Consider the following 20,602-nt stretch of genomic DNA (forward strand, 5'->3'; position numbering starts at 1 on the left):
AAGCAAGGGAAGTCGAGTCTGGAGGTCGAATGAGTTGAAACAGTCTACATTATTACTCCCAACATTGCGGGAAGTGCCGGCAGAAGCGGAAATCATCAGCCACAAGCTGATGGTACGTGCCGGCTTACTCCGCCAGCTTGTATCCGGCGTATATACATACTTGCCGCTCGGATACCGCGCGCTGCGCAATGTGCAGCAAATTGTACGTGAAGAGATGGACCGTGCAGGTGCGCAGGAAATCTCAATGCCAGCGATTCAGCCGGCTGAATTGTGGAAGGAAACCGGGCGCTGGGAAGCGTACGGTCCGGAATTGATGCGGTTGAAAGACCGTCATGATCGCGATTTTGTACTGGGTCCAACGCATGAGGAAGTCGTGACAAGTCTTGTGCGTGATAACTTGAATTCATATAAGAAGCTGCCGATCAATCTGTATCAGATTCAGACAAAGTACCGTGATGAAGTACGCCCGCGTTTTGGTGTGATTCGTTCCCGTGAATTTGTGATGAAAGATGCGTATAGCTTTGATACAAGTCGAGAAGGCCTGGATGCAAGCTATGAAAGCATGTATAATGCGTACTCCCGTATCTTTACACGTGCGGGCTTGAAATTCCGTCCGGTTGAAGCTGATGCTGGTGCAATCGGTGGTAAGGGCACGCATGAATTCATGGCGCTGTCCGAGATCGGAGAAGATACAATTGCGTATTGCACATCTTGTGATTACGCAGCGAACCTTGAAAAAGCGGAAGTCGTGTATAAGCAGGGAGAACGTGCGGCATCAGCAGGTGAGTTGGAAAAAGTACCGACACCAGATGTAAAAACGATTGAGCAGTTAATGAACCATTTTAATATTGAAGCACGCAGTTGCATTAAGGCGCTCGTATTTAAAGCGGATGATCGTTTTGTGATCGGGCTTGTACGTGGGGATCACGAATTGAACGATGTGAAGCTGAAAAATGTTGTGGATGCAAATGTACTGGAAATGGCATCAGAAGCAGAAATTGCCGAGCTTGGCCTACATCTTGGCTTCATCGGACCGATTAACCTGCCGACTGAGATCGAAGTATATGCTGATTCGCTCGTACAGGATATGGTTGATGTCATTGCGGGTGCAAACGAAGTCGATACACACTATCGTAACGTTGTGCCGGGGCGTGACTTTGAAGTGAAGGCATATGCGGATCTTCGTAACATCGTAGAAGGAGATGAATGCCCGCGCTGTGGTGGGCATATCGCTTTTGCGCGTGGAATCGAAGTCGGTCATGTCTTTAAACTGGGCACACGCTACAGTGAGAAGATGGGTGCGAAGTTCCTTGATGTGAATGGGAAAGAGCAGCTGATGGTTATGGGTTGCTATGGAATTGGTGTCTCTCGTACAGTAGCTGCATGCGTAGAGCAGAATAATGATGAGAACGGGATTATCTGGCCATGGGAGATGGCACCGTTCCATGTTCATGTTGTACCGGTTAATGTAAAGAACGAAGAACAAAAACAGCTGGCCGAAGACATTTATAGCAAGCTGCGTGAAGCTGGCTATGATGTTCTACTCGATGATCGGGCCGAGCGTGCTGGTGTGAAATTTAAAGATGCGGATCTGATCGGTCTGCCAATCCGAATTACGGTTGGCGCGAAAGCGGGCGAAGGCATTGTTGAATGCAAGCTGCGCCGTGGCGGAGAAGGTCAGGAAGTTCATATGGACGGGCTGTTGGCGCACGTTGCACAACTTGCAGGCGAACTGCAGGCATAAAGGCAGCCACAGGCATCATGCGCAGGTACCCCCGGTTGGGTGCCTGCGTTTACTTTTTTAAGGGAGGTGTGGATCAGTATGGCGACAACGAACGAATCTGTTCAGCGTGAGCGATTCAACATGCTGCTTACCCAGCTGGCGATTCCACCTGAATTTATTGATCAATATTTTTCTGGTGGGTTGTTAGAGAAGGTGGACGTATATCGCAAGGAGAAAAAATGGCACTTCTCATTTCGGCTTCCAGCCTGGCTTCCGATGAATGTGTATCAGGCGTTTCAGACGAAGCTCATCCAGACGTTTCAAGACATTGCAACAGTAGATTGCAGCTTACGCTATGAGGAGCCGGTGCCGTTGCCAGAGTTTGTCGCGGAGTATTGGAAGGTGCTAGTGGACCGAATTGCCCCGCATATTAATTCAACAGCTGCACAGTTGTATACCGCTCCACATGAGGTGCGCGACCAGATGATTCAGATTGGGGCACCGAATGAAGTGATCCTGGAGCGGATGAAACAGCGTCGGGTAGAAGAGTGGCTTGCGGGTGCAGTCGAGCAGCTCGGCGGCATTCGTCCGTCAATCGGCTATCATGTTGTACAAAACGAGGAGACACGCCAGCAGTTCGTAGAGCAGCGGGAAGAAGAAGATCGCTCCCGAGCGCTCGAAGCGCTCCTCGAAAAGCAGAAGGAAAAAGATCAGCTGCAAACAGCAGAAGCGTCTGCGGCAGCTTCGACGGAAATGCTGCAGCTTGGCTATGAAATTAAAGATGATCCGGTACCGATCAGCGAGATTACAGAGGAGCAGGGTCGGACCTGCATTCAAGGTCTTGTATTCGGCGTTGATATACGGGAGCTGCGCAGTGGGCGTACGCTTTGTACGTTTAACATCACCGACTATACAGATTCACTCCAAGTGAAGATGTTTGCCGGGGATAAAGAAGATGTGCCAAAGCTCAATCTCTTGAAAAACGGCATGTGGATTCGAGTGCGCGGTCCGGTACAGGAAGATACGTATGCGCGAGAGCTTGTGATGACCGCCCGTGACTTAAAACAAGTGAAGCCTGCTGCGTCCCGCATGGATACAGCAGAAGAGAAGCGGGTAGAATTCCATGCACATACGAATATGAGTGCAATGGATGGTATTGCATCCGCTGATCGTCTGGTGAAGCAGGCGGCAGAGTGGGGGCATAAGGCGATTGCGATTACGGACCATGCGGTGGCGCAGGCATTTCCGGAAGCATTCTCAGCTGGGAAGAAGCATGGAATCAAAGTGTTGTATGGTATCGAAGCAAATGTGGTGCCGGATACGGCTGTAATTGTACATCAGCCGCAGGAGCGAGAGCTAGCAAATGATACGTATGTTGTATTTGACGTAGAAACGACTGGTCTCTCGGTTGTGAACAATACGATTATTGAGCTTGCTGGCGTGAAGATGAAAAATGGAGAAATTATCGATCGGTATGAGACATTCGTTAATCCACATGAGCCGATTCCGCTAAACATTCAGCAGCTTACTAACATTACCGATGATATGGTGAAAGATGCCCCGGAGCTTGATCAGGTCATTCGGGAATTTGTCGAATTCGTAGGAGATGCTGTATTGGTTGCGCATAACGCAAAGTTTGATATGGGCTTCCTGCAGGCTAGCTGCAAGCAGAGCGGACTTCCGCCTGTGAATAATCCGTTCCTTGATACGCTGGAACTGGCGCGCTTCCTCTATCCGACGATGCGTAATCACCGGTTGAATACACTGGCAGATAAGTTTAATGTCAGTCTCGAAAGCCATCACCGGGCCGTAGATGACTCGGAAGCGACCGGCTATGTGTTTTTTGCGCTATTAAAAGAAGTGCTGGAACGAGACATTACCAATCTAGCCGATTTGAACAATCATGTCGGTCTGGATTTACACAATTCTAGACCATTCCATTGTAATATTTATGCGCTAAATGAAATCGGAAAGAAAAACTTGTATAAGATCATTTCGTTGTCTCATACAGAGTTCTTGTATAAAACACCGCGCATTCCACGGGCGAAGATCAATCAGTATCGGGAAGGGCTGCTTGTCGTATCAGGGTGTGAGAAAGGCGAGTTGTTTGAAACGGTGCTGAATAAAAGTCCGGAAGAAGCGGAAGAAGTGGCAAAGTTTTATGATGTGCTAGAGATACAGCCGATTGAAATTAACCGCCATCTGATTATGAAACAGCTTGTTGCCAATGAAGCAGCGTTAATGGATGCGAATCGTCGTATTGTCGAACTCGGAGAAAAGCTTGATAAGCCTGTCATTGCGACCGGGAATGTGCACTACATTCATCCGCTCGAGAAAGACTACCGCGAGATTCTCATTTATGGGATTACAGGATTCAGTCCACTCAAAGAACAGTATAAGCCGGATGCACATTTCCGCACGACAAGTGAAATGCTAGAGGAGTTTGCGTATTTAGGGGAAGAAAAAGCGCGAGAAGTTGTCATTACGAATCCAAATGCACTTGTCGATCGTTTTGAAGAATTACAAATCATCCCGAAAGACTTGTACACGCCGAAGATCGAAGGGGCGGACGAAGAAATTCGGTCGATGAGTTACAACAAGGCACGCGAGCTGTATGGTGAGGAAATACCGGAAATTGTCGAGAAGCGGCTTGAAAAAGAGCTGAACAGCATCATCACGCATGGATTCGCAGTTATTTATCTGATCTCACACAAACTTGTAAAGAAATCAATTGATGATGGGTATCTCGTCGGAAGTCGGGGATCTGTTGGGTCGTCATTTGTGGCGACGATGACCGAGATTACCGAGGTTAATCCATTGCCGCCGCATTATCGTTGCCCGAGCTGTAAGCATAATGAATGGTTCCTCAAAGGGGAGTATGGTTCTGGGTTTGATCTGCCACCGAAAGTTTGTCCGGAATGTGGAACGGCTATGCTCGGTGATGGACATGATATTCCATTTGAAACCTTCCTTGGATTTAAAGGGGATAAAGTTCCGGATATTGATTTGAACTTCTCCGGAGAATATCAGCCGCATGCGCATAACTATACGAAAGTACTGTTTGGTGAGGAGTACGTCTATCGTGCGGGAACGATTGGTACCGTTGCTGAAAAGACTGCCTACGGTTTTGTACGGAAATATGCGGAAGAAAAAGGACGACAGTGGCGAAATGCCGAGATGGGACGCTTAGCCGCTGGCTGTACGGGTGTGAAGCGAACAACCGGCCAGCATCCGGGTGGTATTATTGTAGTGCCTGATTATATGGAGATTTACGATTTTTGCCCGATTCAGTTCCCGGCAGACGATCGTGAGGCGGAGTGGAAAACGACGCACTATGATTTTCATTCCATTCATGATAATTTGCTAAAACTTGATATTCTCGGCCACGACGATCCGACCGTTATCCGTATGCTGCAAGATTTGACGGGCCTTGACCCGAAAACAATTCCGGTCGGGGATCCGGAAGTAATGAAAATTTTTAGCAGTACCGAGGTGTTAGGTATTACACCCGAGCAGATTGACAGTAAAATCGGCACGCTTGGTATTCCAGAGTTCGGGACAAAATTCGTCCGTCAGATGCTTGAGGATACTCGCCCATCGACGTTTGCTGAGCTGGTGCAAATCTCAGGCTTGTCACATGGTACAGACGTATGGCTTAATAATGCACAAGAGCTTATTCGCAATGGCACGTGTACACTGAAAGACGTAATCGGTTGTCGGGATGACATTATGGTGTATTTGATGTATAAGGGACTAGATCCATCTTATGCATTTAAGATTATGGAGTCTGTGCGGAAAGGGAAAGGCCTTACGCCAGAGATGGAAGAAGAGATGAAAAATAACAATGTGCCGGACTGGTACATCTGGTCGTGCAAGCAGATTAAGTACATGTTCCCGAAGGCACATGCGACCGCGTACGTATTGATGGCGGTGAGGATTGCGTACTTTAAGGTTCATCATCCTATCCATTTCTATGCGACATATTTTACAGTGCGTGCGGATGATTTCGATGTTGAGCTTGCTGCACAGGGATCAGCGGCTATTCGCGCCCGCATGAAAGAAATCGCTGAAAAAGGAAATGACGCACAGCCAAAAGAAAAGACGCTGTATACCGTGCTTGAGATGTGTCTTGAGATGTGTGAGCGCGGCTTCACGTTTAAAAACATTGATTTGTATCGTTCACATGCGAGTCAGTTTATCATTGACGGGGACAGCTTGATCCCACCGTTCAATGCGCTTGCGGGGGTTGGGACGAGTGCTGCCATCAACATCGTGAACGCACGGGAGAATGGGGAGTTTCTTTCGGTTGAAGATCTCCAGCAGCGTGCTCGCTGCTCCCGCTCAGTGATTGAATTGTTGCAGCAGCAGGGCTGCTTAAGCAATCTGCCGGAGACGAATCAACTGTCTTTATTTTAGTTAAATGTGGAAGCTTTGGCAGGGCGGTTGCCTGGGGCAATCGCATATGCTATAATATTTTTTGGTAATACTAAGCATACGTATTCGAACGACGCAAAGAGTGGGGCAACCCACTCTTTCGTTTTAGCTAACATACTAGGAGGTTTATTTTCTTGAGCCAGGATGTCATCGCCGTGACAGAACAGCTTGTCACACCGATTGTTGAAGCAGAAAATCTTGAACTTGTCGATATCGAGTATGTGAAAGAAGGCAGCAACTGGTTTCTGCGCGTGTATATCGATAAGGAAGACGGCGTGGACATTGAGGATTGCGGCCGCGTGAGTGAGCAACTCAGCAAAAAACTCGATGAGGTGGACCCGATTCAGGTGGCGTATTTCCTTGAAGTATCCTCTCCGGGAGCAGAACGACCACTGAAACAAGAGAAAGATTTTGAACGGGCGGTTGGCAAGCATGTTCACGTGACGACAACCGAGCCGGTAAACGGCGACACCGTATTTGAAGGTGAATTGATCGCGTATGACGGGATTCAGCTTACCATTAAAGAAGCAAGGGCAACTGCGGAAGTTCCGAAAGAGAAAATCGCAAGCGCCCGTTTGGCGATTGTGTTTTAAGAAGAAGTAAGGAGGATTAGGGATTACAATGAATGCTGAGTTTATTGAAGCATTGAGTGAGATTGAACGGGAAAAGGGGATTGGCAAAGAGGTGCTGATCGAAGCGATTGAAGCGGCCCTTGTCTCCGGTTATAAGCGGAATTTTAATTCCGCACAAAATGTACGTGTCGATATTAACCGTGAACTGGGAAACGTTCGCGTATTTGCACGTAAAACCGTTGTGGATCAAGTTACTGACCCGCGTTCGCAAATCTCGCTGGATGAAGCGCTTGAGATTGATCAGAACTATGTAGTCGATGATATTATCGACATGGAGGTTACGCCACGCGACTTTGGACGCATCGCAGCACAGACAGCCAAGCAGGTTGTTACACAGCGTATTCGTGAAGCCGAGCGTGGAATTATCTATAGCGAGTTTATCGACCGCGAACAAGATATCGTAACCGGTATTGTGCAGCGTCAGGATGGCCGTTTCTATTATATTGATCTTGGTAAAATAGAAGCTTTGATGCCGGTTAATGAAAAAATGCCCAACGAGACGTTCCAGCAGGGCGATCGCGTGAAGGCATTTATCACAAAAGTTGAAAAAACAACAAAAGGGCCGCAAATTTTTGTGTCTCGCACGCATCCGGGTCTCTTAAAGCGTCTGTTTGAGCTAGAAGTGCCTGAGATTTTTGAAGGAGTAGTCGAGATCAAATCGGTAGCGCGTGAAGCGGGCGATCGTTCCAAAATCGCGGTTTACTCCGCTGATCCGAATGTTGATCCGGTTGGCGCCTGTGTAGGTCCAAAAGGCATGCGGGTGCAGACAATCGTACAGGAGCTGCGCGGCGAGAAAATCGACATCATGCGCTGGTCAGAAGAGACGGCCGATTATGTGGCGAATGCACTGAGTCCGTCGAAAGTTGTTCACGTAACAGTATATGAAGACGAGAAAGTGACACGCGTTATTGTACCGGACTACCAGCTTTCGTTAGCGATTGGTAAGAAGGGACAAAATGCCCGTCTGGCAGCGAAACTGACAGGCTGGAAAATCGATATTAAGAGTGAGACACAAGCGGCGGAAGAAGGGTTTGTCTATGACGAGCCGGTTTCCATCGTAAAAGCTAACAAGCAGGTAGAAGAAGCACCTGTGGCAGATGCACCGGAGATGGACATCACAGCAGATGAGGATGAAAGGGAGTAACAAATCGTGAAAACGAGGAAAACTCCACAGCGCAAATGCATCGCGACACAAGAGATGTTTGATAAGCGAGATCTAATCCGGGTTGTTCGCACACCGGAAGGAGACGTAAAACTCGACCTTACCGGCAAGGCATCTGGGCGTGGCGCCTATATCTCTCGTTCACTTGCAGCATTTGACATTGTGAAAAAGAAAAAAATGCTCGGCCGCACCTTGAAGACAGAAGTCACCGATGACATGTACGAGCAGCTCGAACAAGAATTTGCGAGGCATGTAAGACGATGAATAAAATAAACCAAATGCTGGGACTTGCTCAGCGGGCGCGCAAAATTATTACAGGCGAAGAGCTTGTCGTAAAAGCAGTGCGCCAAGGCGGCGTTCATCTAGTGATTCTAGCCGAAGATGCCGCAGCGAATACCCGCAAGAAACTAACAGACAAATGCACAAGCTATGGTGTGCCGTGTGAAACATACGGAGATCGTGGAACGCTTGGGCAGGCGTTAGGAAAGGAGCAGCGGGTGGTCGTAGGCGTGACTGATGCAGGGTTTGCCGCGAAGCTGACGCAGTTACTTCATCAATAACTGTCGGGGGTGGATGAATGAGCAAACTGAGAGTGTATGAATATGCCAAAACACTTGGTTTAAGCAGCAAGCAGCTCTTAAATCTGTTAGGCAAATTAAGCTTATCAGTGAACAATCATATGAGCACACTGGAAGACAGCATGATTACGAAAGTAGAGCAGCACTTCAAGGACATCAAACAACGTGCAAACAGTCAGCACCAACAAAAGCGAGATACGGAAAAGAGTGGGAATATGGATCAAAAAAACCAGGAACAAGTAAAACATAATTCAAATAGCCAAGGCGGTAGTCGTCCATCAGGAAACGGCGGTAGTGGTCGTCCATCCGGTGGTGGCTCAGGCCGTCCATCAGGTCAAGGTGGCGGTGGAAATCGCCAAGGTCAAGGCGGCGGTGGTCGTCCATCCGGCGGTGGCTCAGGCCGTCCATCAGGTCAAGGTGGCGGTGGAAATCGCCAAGGTCAAGGCGGAAGCGGTCGTCCATCCGGTGGTGGCTCAGGTCGTCCATCAGGTCAAGGTGGCGGTGGAAATCGCCAAGGTCAAGGCGGAAGCGGTCGTCCATCCGGCGGTGGCTCAGGTCGTCCGTCCGGTCAAGGTGGCGGTACAGGCAGTGCTGCAGGTAGCAGTCGTTCGGCTAGTGGAAATAACGGCAATCGCCGTGGGGGACAGAAACCCCCGCAAAAGCAAAATAATCGTGATAAAGATAAACGATTCGATGATAACCCGATGAAGCGTCAGGGTGGAAATCGTCGCGGCGGCCAGAAGCCAGCTCAGCAGCAGCCACCTAAACCGGAAGTGAAAGTGGATAAAATCACAGTAACTGGATCAATGACGGTAGGGGAACTCGGCAAGAAGACGAAAAAAGCACCATCCGAAATCATTAAAAAACTGTTCGGTCTCGGTGTAATGGCCACTATCAATCAGGAGCTTGATCTCGATACGATTCACTTGATCTGTGCTGATTACGAGATTGAAGTAGAAGAAAAAATTGCGCTTGATTACAACGACTTTGAAAACATCGAAGAAGTTGATGAACCAGATACATTAAAAGAACGCCCGCCGGTTGTAACAATCATGGGTCACGTTGACCACGGTAAAACAACCCTCCTCGATGCGATTCGTGAAACGAACGTTATTTCAACGGAGGCAGGTGGTATCACCCAGCATATCGGGGCATACCAGGTTGAAAAGCAAGGTAAGAAAATTACCTTCCTTGATACGCCAGGTCACGCTGCGTTTACAACCATGCGTGCACGTGGTGCACAAGTAACGGATATTGCGATTATCGTAGTCGCAGCAGATGACGGTGTTATGCCGCAGACAGTAGAAGCCATCAGCCATGCGAAAGCGGCAAATGTGCCGATCATCGTTGCGGTGAATAAAGTCGACAAACCGACTGCTAATCCAGACCGTGTGAAACAAGAACTTACAGAGCATGGCCTTGTGCCGGAAGACTGGGGCGGTGAAACGATCTTCGTTCACGTATCTGCGCTGAAGCGTGAGGGTCTTGATGACATTCTGGAGATGATCCTGCTCGTATCAGAAGTACAGGAATTAAAAGCAAATCCAGATAAGCGTGCTCGTGGTACCGTAATCGAAGCAGAACTTGACCGTGGTCGCGGTCCGGTTGCAACTGTGCTTGTACAATCCGGTACGTTAAAAGTCGGCGATCCAATCGTTGTCGGTGCGTCATTTGGCCGTATTCGTGCCATGGTTAATGACAAAGGCCGTCGCATCAAGGAAGCACCGCCGTCAACTCCAATCGAAATTACCGGTCTGAACGATGTGCCGCAAGCGGGCGATCAGTTCATGGTATTTGAAGATGAGAAAACAGCTCGTCAGGTTGGGGAACGTCGTGCAGCAGGTCGTCGTGAGAATGAACTGCGTGCATCTGCTCGCGTATCGCTTGACGATCTGTTCAGTCAGATTAAAGAAGGTGACGTTAAGGAGATTAACGTTATTATTAAAGGGGATGTTCAAGGTTCAGTTGAAGCCCTGCGTGGTTCCCTTGAAAAAATTGATGTTGAAGGCGTACGTGTGAAAATCATTCACACAGGCGTCGGCGCGATTACAGAATCCGATGTTATTCTTGCTTCGGCATCGAATGCAATTGTAATCGGCTTTAACGTACGACCAGAGCCGAATGCGCGTATTACAGCTGAACAGGAAAAAGTAGACATTCGCTTGCACCGTATTATTTATAAAGTAATGGAAGAAATCGAAGCGGCGATGAAAGGTATGCTTGAACCAGTGTACCAGGAAAAAATTATCGGCCAGGCAGAAGTGCGTCAAACGTTCAAAGTATCCCGCGTTGGTACGATTGCGGGCTGCTATGTAACAGATGGCAAAATCCAACGCGACGCTGGCGTTCGTGTAATTCGTGACAGCATCGTAATTTACGAAGGCAAAGTGGACGCTCTCAAGCGTTTTAAAGATGATGCGAAAGAAGTAGCGCAAGGATATGAGTGCGGAATTACAATCGAGAAATTCAACGATATTAAAGAGGGGGATATTCTCGAAGCGTACATCATGGAGGAAATCGCCCAATAAGTTGGAGCGAAAGAGCGAGGTGATACACACATGGGCAACATTCGCACAAACCGTGTAGGCGAACAAATTCGCAAAGAATTGAGCCAGATCATCCAGCGTGAGATCAAAGATCCGCGCATCGGTTTTGTTACGATTACCGGCGTGGAAGTAACCGGCGACCTGTCGCAGGCGAAAGTGTACTTGAGCATTTTCGGAAGTGAGGAGCAACAGAAAGACTCACTTCGCGCACTTGAAAAAGCAAAAGGCTTTATGCGCACAGAAATCGGACGCCGCGTCCGCCTGCGCCATACGCCAGAGCTTCTGTTCAAGATCGACGAATCTGTCGAGTATGGCAGCCGCATTGAATCGCTGCTGACGAAAATTCATAAAGAAGAAGGGGACCAGGACGAATGAGTACGTACGAAGCATCCCTTGCCTCAGCTGCTGCCTTTATTGAGCAGCATGAGCGTTTTCTCGTGATTAACCATGTGAATCCAGATGGGGATGCGACAGGTTCACTGCTTGGCACAGGCTGGCTTTTACGTCAGCTTGGCAAGCAGGCCGTGCTTGTGAACGAAGGGTCGACCCCGAAAAAGTTCGGATTTTTGCCAGGCGCAGAACAGATTATGAATGCGTCTTGCCAGGAAAAGCCGGAGTTTGATGCTGTCATTACGTGTGACTGCGCAGACTTCGCGCGTATTGGTGATGTGAAAGAGTGGCTGCCTGCGGGTATGCCGCTCTTAAACATTGATCACCATCCGACGAATGATTTATTTGGTACATATAATCTTGTACGTACAGATGCGGCGGCAACCGCAGAAGTATTGTATGACTTGATTACTCATATGAAACAACCAATTCCGCAGGAGATGGCAGTATGTCTGTATACCGGCCTGCTTACGGATACGGGTGGTTTTCGTTATTCCAATACGACACCGCATGTGATGGAGACTGCATCTGCGCTGCTCGCCTGTGGTGTAGAACCGGCTCCAATTGCAGAGCGGATGCTAGAGACAATCACGAAAGCGCACGTTCGTCTTTTACAGCGTGCCTTACAGACACTCATATTACGCGATGGCGATCAGGCAGCCTATCTCACGATTACAGCGGCTGATATGGAAGCGTGCGGCGCACAAAACGACGATACAGAAGGACTTGTCAACTACGCTCGTAACATTGAAGGGGTGGAAGTTGGCGTTTTGTATAAGGAAGTAGCGCCGGATAAAGTGAAAGTGAGTCTTCGCTCCGCCCGTATTGTTGATGTGGCCGCTATTGCACAGTCAATTGGTGGTGGCGGGCATGTTCGGGCAGCGGGCTGCACGGTGCATGGGTCGCTTGCCGCTGCGAAGCAGATTGTAGAGCAGAAGGTGAGTGCAGCGCTGGCTGGTCAGGAGGCATCATCATGACGGCACCATCCGGTATTTTGCCGCTGTTCAAACCAGCAGGCATGACTTCTCATGATTGCGTGATGAAAATGCGCCGTCTCGCTCGTACAAAAAAAGTTGGGCATACAGGTACGCTTGATCCAGATGTGACAGGCGTGCTTCCGATCTGTATTGGACAAGCAACCAAAGTGGCTGATTATTTACATGAAGCGCCCAAGGTGTATCGGGCGGTGATGCAGATTGGCACATCGACGGACACGCAAGATGCTTCTGGAACTGTAATCGAGACGAAGCCGGTAGAGCCATCGCTTACAGAGACAGATATTCGCCGTACGGTTGACCGATTTATTGGGGAGATTGAGCAGGTGCCGCCGATGTATTCGGCCGTGAAGGTGGACGGCAAGCGCCTGCACGAACTTGCCCGCGCCGGGCAGGAAGTGGAGCGTAAAGCAAGGCGTGTGACGATTTATGCGATTGAGATCGAGAGCCTGGATCTAGAAGCAGTAGAACCTCGGATTACGTTTACGGTAACGTGTTCGAAGGGGACCTATGTGCGCACGCTTTGCGTCGATATGGGCGCTTCACTTGGTTATCCGGCTCATATGGTTGGCCTACAACGCATTAGCAGCGGTCCGTTTCGGATTGAAGAGTGCTGCACATTCGAGCAGATTGAACAGGCTGTTGAAGCGGGAACGTTCGCTGACTTACTGCGTCCACTTGATCTTGGACTGACCCAGTATCCGGCTGTGACTGTTCCGGCAGGCCGTGTACAGGCGATTCGTAATGGGCTATCCCAGCGGTTTCTTTCTCTTCCAGACGGCAACTGGCACATCGGAGATAAAATGCGCGTGTATGCACCGGACGGCGCTTTTCTTGCGCTCCATGAAGTGGTATATATAGAAGAGAAGAACAAGGGAATGGAATCGAAACCTGTGAGAGTGTTTCCGGAGGGAGAGTCATAAAAATGGAAGTTCGACGTTTGCAATATCCGCTACCACCTGATTTTGAAGCGCCACCGTGCGTGCTGGCGATGGGCTATTTTGACGGGGTACACCTCGGACACCGCCGTGTGATTCAAAAAGCGATTGATGAAGCGAAAGTACAAGGCGTGGCATCTGCTGTTATGACCTTTTACCCGCACCCACGTGAAGTACTTGGGAAGAGTGGATATACACAGTACTTGTCACCGCTTGATGAAAAGCTGCGTCTGTTTGAAGCAGCCGGGGTAGATATTGCTTATGTTGTCCATTTTGACATTGCATTTGCGGCGATTTATCCAGAAGACTTCATTGACGAGTTTATGATGGCACTCGAGCCTCGCCATGTGGTGGTTGGATTCGATTATACATTCGGGCATCGGGGCAAGGGAACGGTGTTGACGCTTAAGGAGCAGGCCAATGGTCGTTATGATATTGATGTGATCGCTCCGGTCAATAAGTTCGGGGAGAAAATCAGCAGTACGCTTGTCCGGGAGTATTTGTATCAGGGTAATATAATCGAAGCGACTCAGTTTCTCGGTCGACCGTATCGGGTGCATGGTACAGTCGTGCACGGAGAGAAGCGCGGGCGCACGATTGGATTTCCGACCGCGAACGTACAGCTTGCCGCTCCGTACATTGTGCCGCGCAATGGTGTGTACGGTGTACGGGTATGGCTTGATGGAACACCGTATCATGGTGTGATGAATGTCGGCATCAAGCCGACATTTGAGAATGAACGCAAAGAAAAATCACTCGAAGCACATCTGTTTGAGTTCAATGATGACATATACGGACGCACGCTGGATGTAGAATTTTTATTCTTCATTCGCGAGGAGCAGAAGTTTTCCGGAATTGACGCACTGGTCGCTCGCATTCAGCAGGATGTAGCGGAAGCGAAAAAACAATTTGCGGTTCATTCTATTGTGTGATATAGTATTGGATGTTGGATGATAAACCATAGCTTGGATAATCGACTCACCGACGATTGTCTAGGGTATTGGGGATATATTAAAGGAGGTGACAAGGATGGCTTTGACACAAGAACGCAAAAACCAGCTGATCGAAGAGTACCGTACTCACGAATCCGATACAGGATCACCGGAAGTACAGATTGCTATCCTTACGGAGAAAATCAATTACTTAAACGATCATCTGCGTACGCACAAGAAAGACCACCATTCCCGTCGTGGGCTTCTGAAAATGGTTGGTCAACGTCGTAACCTGCTCGGTTATCTGAAAGATAAAGACGTAGCACGTTACCGTGAACTGATTACTAAATTAGGCTTACGTCGATAAGAAAAAGCGGGGTTTCCCCGCTTTTTTCATGTTCATTATTCTTACTAATAATTTCTTTTATTTCTATGCATTGCAGGAAATACTAGAAATATGACGAAAAATATTTTTTGATGATGAGTCAAGAGAGGAGGCCCCATTCGTTTATGGAAGAAGTAAAAGTGTTTGAATTTGACCTTGCAGGACGAAAAATGTCCATTGAGTACGGCAAACTTGCCAAACAAGCTAGTGGCGCTGTTCTGGTGCGTTATGGTGATTCTGCTGTGCTGAGCACGGTAACGGTATCTAAGAAGCCGTCTCCGCTCAGCTTTTTTCCGTTAACTGTTAATTATGAAGAGAAGCTGTATGCTGTCGGTAAAATCCCGGGTGGCTTCATTAAACGGGAAGGACGCCCAAGTGAGAAGGCAACGCTGACAAGCCGTCTGATCGACCGTCCGATTCGTCCGCTATTCCCGGAAGGCTTCCGCAATGAGGTTCAGATCGTGAATACGGTACTGTCTGTAGATCAGGATTGTTCGACAGAAGTAGCGGCAATGATCGGAACATCGGCAGCACTTTCGATTTCAGACGTTCCGTTTAATGGACCGATTGGTGGCGTAATTGTAGGCCGTGTTGACGGTGAACTGATTATCAATCCGACAGTCGAACAAATGGAAAAAAGCGATATCAACCTGACGGTAGCCGGTACATACGATGCCATTAACATGGTTGAAGCAGGAGCGAAGGAAGTACCAGAAGAAGTCATGCTCGAAGCGATTATGCGCGGTCATGACGAAATCCGTAAAATTGTGGAGAAAATCCGCGAGATTGCCGCTGAAGTTGGCAAAGAGAAGATGGAAGTGGAACTGCAAGTAGTCGATCCTGAAATCGAGGCTGCGGTGAAAGAATACGCACAGGCTCGTCTGATCGAAGCGGTTCGCATTGAAGAGAAGCAAGCACGCTATGATGCAATTGATGCGATCAACGATGAAGCAAAAGAACATTTCGCGGAGATTTACCCAGAGCAAGAGGGCGTAGTAGATGAAGTGCTGCATGACATCGTAAAAGATGAAGTGCGTCGTCTCATTACACATGATAAAGTGCGTCCGGATGGCCGTAAGCTGGATGAGATTCGTCCGATTTCATGTGAAGTGGAACTGTTGCCGCGCACACACGGCTCTGGCCTGTTTACACGTGGACAAACGCAAGTGTTGAGCGTATGTACGCTTGGTGCACTTGGAGATGTACAGATTCTTGATGGTCTCGGTCTTGAAGAATCGAAACGCTTCATGCATCATTATAACTTCCCGCCGTACAGCGTAGGCGAAGCTCGTCCGATGCGTGCACCGGGTCGTCGTGAGATCGGTCACGGAGCATTGGGAGAGCGGGCGCTTGAGCCAGTTATTCCAGGTGATGATGTATTCCCGTATACGATTCGTCTTGTATCAGAAGTACTTGAGTCAAATGGTTCTAGTTCGCAGGCAAGCATTTGCGCCAGCACACTGGCGATGATGCAGGCAGGTGTTCCAATTAAAGCTCCGGTAGCCGGGATTGCAATGGGTCTCGTGAAAGATGGCGAGCACATGACCATTCTGACAGACATTCAGGGCATGGAAGATCATCTTGGCGATATGGACTTCAAAGTTGCTGGTACTCGTGAAGGGGTAACGGCACTGCAGATGGACATGAAAATCGAAGGGATCAACCGTGAAGTGCTTGAGCAGGCGCTGAATCAAGCGCGGGACGGCCGCCTTTTCATTTTGGACAAGATGGAAGCTGCTATTCCAGCACCGCGTGAAGAACTGTCGACGTTCGCACCGAAAATTACGATCATGCGTATCAATCCAGACAAAATCCGTGACGTAATCGGGCCAAGTGGCCGTATTATCAACAAAATCATTGAAGAGACTGGTGTTAAAATCGACATCGAACAAGATGGTCGTGTTTACATTGCATCTCCAGATGCGGCTGCGAATACAAAAGCGAAGAAAATTATTGAAGACATCGTACGTGAAGTCGAAGTCGGTCAAGTGTACGAAGGTACTGTTAAGCGCATTGAAAAATTCGGCGCATTCGTGGAACTGTTCGCAGGCAAAGACGGTCTTGTGCACATTTCTCAGCTTGCGGAAGAGCGTGTTGGGAAAGTGGAAGACGTTGTTGCGATCGGGGACAAGCTGCGTGTAAAAGTAACCGAAATCGACAACCAGGGCCGCGTGAATTTGTCGCATAAAGTTCTTTTGAAAGAAGAAAAAGAACAAGCGGCAGCAGAAGCAGGCAAAACTGAATAAATCGAAGGATAGCGACTGACTGATTCAGGTCGCTATTTTTTATTATGAAGAGACAAACTGTGTATGTTCACACCCGTATCTGCATACCATGATGGTACAAACTTTGTAATTGTGTACGGGAGTGAATGAGATGAAAAGATGGATGGTAGCAGCTGGTGTGAGCTTTTTATTATATGGGGTAGTGATGTACAGCCCGGTTGATTCCTTCATTACATCACGCAAGCTCACCCAGACTACGCTGCAGACGCAGGTAGCAGACTGGGAAGCACGTCTGGCACAGATTGAGTCCGAGAAAGGCGTTGCTCCACAGAATGCACGGCTTGACTCAATATGGAAGGCGATTCCGGGTTATAATGGCCTCGTGGTAGACCGTGAGGCAACGATTGCCCGTATGACCAAGGCTGGGCGGTGGGATGAGAATCAGATTGTATACCGGGAAGTGGCACCAACTGTGCAACTTGACCAACTTGCTCCCGCTCCCATTTATCGCGGGAATCCACAGAAGCCTGTTGTCGGGTTGATGATTAATGTCGCATGGGGCAATGAGTACTTGCCAGCTATTCTGGATACACTCGCTCGTCATAAAGTAAAGGCGACGTTTTTCCTGGATGGAAGCTGGACAAAAAAATATCCGGACGAAGCAAAAAAAATCGTGGCTGCAGGTCATGAAATTGGCAGTCATGCGTATTCTCATCCAGATATGAGCAAGTTGTCCTTAACTCGCATGCAGCAGGAGATCACGCGGACAAATGAGGTGATTCAGGAAGCGACGGGGATCACCCCGACCTTGTTTGCGCCACCATCGGGAGATTTTGACCAGCGGGTTGTTGAGATGGCAGCGCGTTATAAGATGAAGACAATTCTTTGGACAGCCGATACGATTGATTGGCGTAAACCATCCCCGGAGCAGTGGTTCCGTACGGTATCTCCTAAGATTAATAATGGTGTACTCGTGCTGATGCATCCAACTTCACCAACAGCTGAGTCGCTGTCCCGCCTCATTGAATATGTACAAAGCAAAGGCCTTACACCCGGTACAGTTAGCGATACAATTTCCTCAAAGCGCATTCCGGCTCCACAAATAGGCAAATAGACAAATTTTTACTTGTGTTCTTCGTGCCTCTTTTTATACACTAAGAACATCTGACACAATTGTGTGCTGAGGAGGAAGGCATAGTGATCGAAACGTTTACGCTAGACAACGGCGTACGTATTATTATGGAAAAAATCCCGACAGTTCGCTCGGTAGCACTTGGCGTATGGATTGGTACGGGTTCAAAGTTTGAAAATCCAGAATGGAACGGGATCTCCCATTTTATTGAGCACATGCTGTTCAAAGGTACAACGACGCGTTCAGCGAAGCAAATTGCGGAATCATTCGATGAGATTGGCGGCAATGTGAACGCTTTTACGTCCAAAGAATATACGTGCTACTATGCGCGTGTGCTTGATGAACATGCGTCGGTAGCGCTTGATATTCTTGCAGATATGTATTTTAATTCTGTGTTTGATGAACAGGAACTGGAAAAAGAGAAAAAAGTCGTCATCGAAGAGATTCGGATGTATGATGATACACCGGATGATCTCGTGCATGATCTGGTTGCAAAAGCTTGTTACGAAGGTCATCCACTCGGTGCGAGCATTCTTGGCACAGAAGATGTGCTGAACAGCTTGACACGGGATGATCTAAACCGCTACATAGATGCTCGCTATACGCCAGAGCAGACGGTTATCACAGTCGCTGGAAATTTTGATGACACATTGCGTGATGCGATTGCCAAGCATTTCTGTGGGTATGCGCGTACAATGGCTGAGTTGACACCGAATGTTACCCCGACATTTAACGGCGGTACTGTATGGCGCAAGAAAGAAACCGAGCAGGCACATCTTTGCCTGTCGTATCCAGGGTTTCAAGTCGGGCATCCCGATATTTATTCGCTCATTTTGATGAACAATGTGCTCGGCGGCAGCATGAGCTCACGCCTATTCCAGGAAGTGCGGGAAGAGCGCGGCCTCGCGTATTCGGTATTCTCGTATCATTCTTCGTTCCAGAATACAGGTACGTTTACCTTGTATGCGGGCACGGCGACCAAGCAATTGGAAGAAGTGTATACGGTCATGCTGAATACCGTAGCGAAACTGCGCGACGGGGGCATTACAGAAGATGAGCTGCGCAAAGGGAAAGAGCAACTCAAAGGAAGTTTGATGCTAAGCCTTGAGAGCACGAATAGTCGGATGAGTCGTCTTGGTAAAAATGAATTATTACTTCGCCGCCATTTGACGCTTGATCAAATTATTGAGCAGGTGGAAGCGGTGACAACAGACAGCGTGAAGCGGGTGGCTTCTGCGATTTTTGCAGGTCCAATGGCCACTGCGCTTGTGAGTCCACTGGCTGAATTACCAGCGTATATGAAGGGGAAATAAGATGACAGACGTAACCGTACACATCAACGTACTACCGGGGAACGAAGATATCGGGATCCCGCGTAAAATGACAGACTTAGCAAGCGGATTTGACCTGTGCGCTGCCGTTCGGGAAACTGTAACACTGGCACCGGGTGAGCGTGGATTGATTCCTGCCGGGTTCGCATTGGCAATGCCTGCGACACTGGAAGCACAAGTGCGCCCGCGCAGTGGTCTGGCGTACAAGAAAGGGATAACGACACTGAATGCGCCGGGTACGATTGATGCAGATTACCGCGGGGAAGTGGGCGTGATTCTGATTAATCACGGGCAGGAGCCGTTTGTAATTGAGCGAGGCGATCGTATTGCTCAGATGGTGTTTCAATGGGTGCCGCAAGTTACTTTAGTAGAAGTCGATAATCTCGATGATACGGAGCGCGGTAGCGGTGGTTTTGGGCATACGGGCGTATAAAAATATGACAGGCGAGACCGAATCAATCGGTTTCGCCTTTTTTGTTAGTTACACGATATAGAAGAGACGTGGTACGTTCCATCTGATTCAATGATGAGTGCATTCAGCTGGCGGCTATGACCCGCACCGCCATCAATGCCGATCTTATCGCCGCCGAACCAGACCTCATCTTTGTCATGCAGTTTAAATCCAGGTGTATGGCCAAATACGACGGTTTTGGACAGTCTGGTTGGGTGCTTGAAAAATTTCTTGCGGATGGAGACAAGTGTTTCCGGTGGGGTATGGTACCAGTCGTCCTGTGCGGGGTCAATGCCCGCATGAACAAAAATGTGGGCGGAGTTTTCAAAAAAATATGGAAGAGACTGTATCCATGTGATATGACTACTATAGTGCTCACAGATACGTGAGCGGGCAGCAGGTTCCTGCTCCGGTGTATATGGATGACCGAGATAGCCGGACAGTGTTCCGAATGCGCGGTAGTCGTCTGGATACTCGAGAAGCTCACCGGCAAGCCAGGCGAGGAAGGCATCCTCATGATTGCCGCGAATGGCGATGGCACCTTCTGTTGTGAGCTGCATGATTTTTTCGATGACGTCTTTGCCACGAGGTCCACTGTCGATGTAGTCACCAAGTAGAATGAGCTGGTCGATTGTAGGTGTGTAGTTTACAGCGGCGAGCAGGTGGCAGAAAGCATCGTAGTGCCCGTGAATGTCAGAAATACAGATTGTGCGCATACAAGACTCCTTTATTTTATATATCGTGGTTT

Annotated in this window: 17 protein-coding genes; 16 read left to right on the top strand and 1 reads right to left on the bottom strand. The window is 48.7% G+C overall.

Annotated features, from left to right (window positions below; all coding sequences use genetic code 11):
- Positions 1 to 34: 34 nt before the first annotated feature.
- The 16 genes from PO771_RS06975 to dut all read left to right on the top strand — a co-directional run bounded on the left by PO771_RS06975 (position 35) and on the right by dut (position 19,836).
- Complete coding sequence (locus tag PO771_RS06975) at positions 35 to 1,744, top strand: proline--tRNA ligase (protein ID WP_272562540.1); 1,710 nt, start codon at positions 35 to 37, stop codon at positions 1,742 to 1,744.
- A 78-nt stretch (positions 1,745 to 1,822) separates the two neighbouring features.
- A complete protein-coding gene (locus PO771_RS06980) occupies positions 1,823 to 6,139 on the top strand; it encodes a PolC-type DNA polymerase III (RefSeq protein WP_272562541.1) in 4,317 nt (1,438 codons plus the stop codon).
- A gap of 152 nt (positions 6,140 to 6,291) precedes the next feature.
- On the top strand, positions 6,292 to 6,750 hold the full coding sequence (rimP, locus tag PO771_RS06985; protein ID WP_272562542.1) for a ribosome maturation factor RimP: 459 nt from the start codon (positions 6,292 to 6,294) through the stop codon (positions 6,748 to 6,750).
- 28 nt (positions 6,751 to 6,778) lie between these two features.
- Positions 6,779 to 7,933, top strand: a complete 1,155-nt coding sequence (nusA, locus tag PO771_RS06990) for a transcription termination factor NusA (protein WP_272562543.1) — start codon at positions 6,779 to 6,781, stop codon at positions 7,931 to 7,933.
- Between the two features lie 6 nt (positions 7,934 to 7,939).
- Complete coding sequence (gene rnpM, locus PO771_RS06995; RefSeq protein ID WP_272562544.1) at positions 7,940 to 8,215, top strand: RNase P modulator RnpM; 276 nt, start codon at positions 7,940 to 7,942, stop codon at positions 8,213 to 8,215.
- Positions 8,212 to 8,511, top strand: coding sequence for a YlxQ family RNA-binding protein (locus tag PO771_RS07000; protein ID WP_272562545.1), 300 nt, complete (start codon positions 8,212 to 8,214; stop codon positions 8,509 to 8,511). The genes rnpM and PO771_RS07000 overlap by 4 nt, the downstream gene beginning before the upstream one ends.
- A gap of 17 nt (positions 8,512 to 8,528) precedes the next feature.
- Positions 8,529 to 11,057, top strand: coding sequence for a translation initiation factor IF-2 (gene infB, locus PO771_RS07005; RefSeq protein WP_272562546.1), 2,529 nt, complete (start codon positions 8,529 to 8,531; stop codon positions 11,055 to 11,057).
- 30 nt (positions 11,058 to 11,087) lie between these two features.
- Positions 11,088 to 11,450, top strand: coding sequence for a 30S ribosome-binding factor RbfA (rbfA, locus tag PO771_RS07010; protein WP_272562547.1), 363 nt, complete (start codon positions 11,088 to 11,090; stop codon positions 11,448 to 11,450).
- The gene (locus PO771_RS07015) at positions 11,447 to 12,442 is read left to right on the top strand and encodes a DHH family phosphoesterase (RefSeq protein WP_272562548.1); all 996 of its coding nucleotides are present in this window, start codon (positions 11,447 to 11,449) and stop codon (positions 12,440 to 12,442) included. The genes rbfA and PO771_RS07015 overlap by 4 nt, the downstream gene beginning before the upstream one ends.
- A complete protein-coding gene (gene truB / locus PO771_RS07020; protein WP_272562549.1) occupies positions 12,439 to 13,383 on the top strand; it encodes a tRNA pseudouridine(55) synthase TruB in 945 nt (314 codons plus the stop codon). The genes PO771_RS07015 and truB overlap by 4 nt, the downstream gene beginning before the upstream one ends.
- A gap of 2 nt (positions 13,384 to 13,385) precedes the next feature.
- The gene (locus tag PO771_RS07025; RefSeq protein ID WP_272562550.1) at positions 13,386 to 14,330 is read left to right on the top strand and encodes a bifunctional riboflavin kinase/FAD synthetase; all 945 of its coding nucleotides are present in this window, start codon (positions 13,386 to 13,388) and stop codon (positions 14,328 to 14,330) included.
- 97 nt (positions 14,331 to 14,427) lie between these two features.
- Positions 14,428 to 14,697: a 30S ribosomal protein S15 gene (gene rpsO, locus PO771_RS07030; RefSeq protein WP_272562551.1), complete on the top strand. Its 270-nt coding sequence runs from the start codon at positions 14,428 to 14,430 to the stop codon at positions 14,695 to 14,697.
- Positions 14,698 to 14,840: 143 nt separating this feature from the next.
- Entirely contained in the window at positions 14,841 to 16,961 is a 2,121-nt protein-coding gene (pnp, locus tag PO771_RS07035; protein WP_272562552.1) for a polyribonucleotide nucleotidyltransferase, read from the top strand.
- Positions 16,962 to 17,091: 130 nt separating this feature from the next.
- Positions 17,092 to 18,054, top strand: a complete 963-nt coding sequence (locus PO771_RS07040) for a polysaccharide deacetylase family protein (protein ID WP_272562553.1) — start codon at positions 17,092 to 17,094, stop codon at positions 18,052 to 18,054.
- An 83-nt stretch (positions 18,055 to 18,137) separates the two neighbouring features.
- On the top strand, positions 18,138 to 19,385 hold the full coding sequence (locus tag PO771_RS07045) for a M16 family metallopeptidase (RefSeq protein ID WP_272562554.1): 1,248 nt from the start codon (positions 18,138 to 18,140) through the stop codon (positions 19,383 to 19,385).
- A 1-nt stretch (position 19,386) separates the two neighbouring features.
- A complete protein-coding gene (dut, locus tag PO771_RS07050) occupies positions 19,387 to 19,836 on the top strand; it encodes a dUTP diphosphatase (protein ID WP_272562555.1) in 450 nt (149 codons plus the stop codon).
- A 44-nt stretch (positions 19,837 to 19,880) separates the two neighbouring features.
- Here dut and PO771_RS07055 read toward each other — a convergent pair whose 3' ends face one another.
- Positions 19,881 to 20,570: a metallophosphoesterase gene (locus PO771_RS07055; RefSeq protein ID WP_272562557.1), complete on the bottom strand. Its 690-nt coding sequence runs from the start codon at positions 20,568 to 20,570 to the stop codon at positions 19,881 to 19,883.
- Between the last annotated feature and the right edge of the window lie 32 nt (positions 20,571 to 20,602).

Source organism: Aneurinibacillus uraniidurans (genome assembly GCF_028471905.1).
Taxonomy (GTDB): Bacteria; Bacillota; Bacilli; order Aneurinibacillales; family Aneurinibacillaceae; genus Aneurinibacillus; species Aneurinibacillus uraniidurans.

Excerpts from the sequence above, each read along its gene's own strand:
- PO771_RS07000 (WP_272562545.1), top strand. The coding sequence starts at position 8,212 with ATGAATAAAATAAACCAAATGCTGGGACTTGCTCAGCGGGCGCGCAAA.
- rpsO (WP_272562551.1), top strand. The coding sequence starts at position 14,428 with ATGGCTTTGACACAAGAACGCAAAAACCAGCTGATCGAAGAGTACCGT.
- PO771_RS07015 (WP_272562548.1), top strand. The coding sequence starts at position 11,447 with ATGAGTACGTACGAAGCATCCCTTGCCTCAGCTGCTGCCTTTATTGAG.
- infB (WP_272562546.1), top strand. The coding sequence starts at position 8,529 with ATGAGCAAACTGAGAGTGTATGAATATGCCAAAACACTTGGTTTAAGC.
- truB (WP_272562549.1), top strand. The coding sequence starts at position 12,439 with ATGACGGCACCATCCGGTATTTTGCCGCTGTTCAAACCAGCAGGCATG.
- PO771_RS07055 (WP_272562557.1), bottom strand. The coding sequence starts at position 20,570 with ATGCGCACAATCTGTATTTCTGACATTCACGGGCACTACGATGCTTTC.
- PO771_RS06980 (WP_272562541.1), top strand. The coding sequence starts at position 1,823 with ATGGCGACAACGAACGAATCTGTTCAGCGTGAGCGATTCAACATGCTG.
- pnp (WP_272562552.1), top strand. The coding sequence starts at position 14,841 with ATGGAAGAAGTAAAAGTGTTTGAATTTGACCTTGCAGGACGAAAAATG.
- rbfA (WP_272562547.1), top strand. The coding sequence starts at position 11,088 with ATGGGCAACATTCGCACAAACCGTGTAGGCGAACAAATTCGCAAAGAA.
- PO771_RS07040 (WP_272562553.1), top strand. The coding sequence starts at position 17,092 with ATGAAAAGATGGATGGTAGCAGCTGGTGTGAGCTTTTTATTATATGGG.
- PO771_RS07025 (WP_272562550.1), top strand. The coding sequence starts at position 13,386 with ATGGAAGTTCGACGTTTGCAATATCCGCTACCACCTGATTTTGAAGCG.
- nusA (WP_272562543.1), top strand. The coding sequence starts at position 6,779 with ATGAATGCTGAGTTTATTGAAGCATTGAGTGAGATTGAACGGGAAAAG.
- dut (WP_272562555.1), top strand. The coding sequence starts at position 19,387 with ATGACAGACGTAACCGTACACATCAACGTACTACCGGGGAACGAAGAT.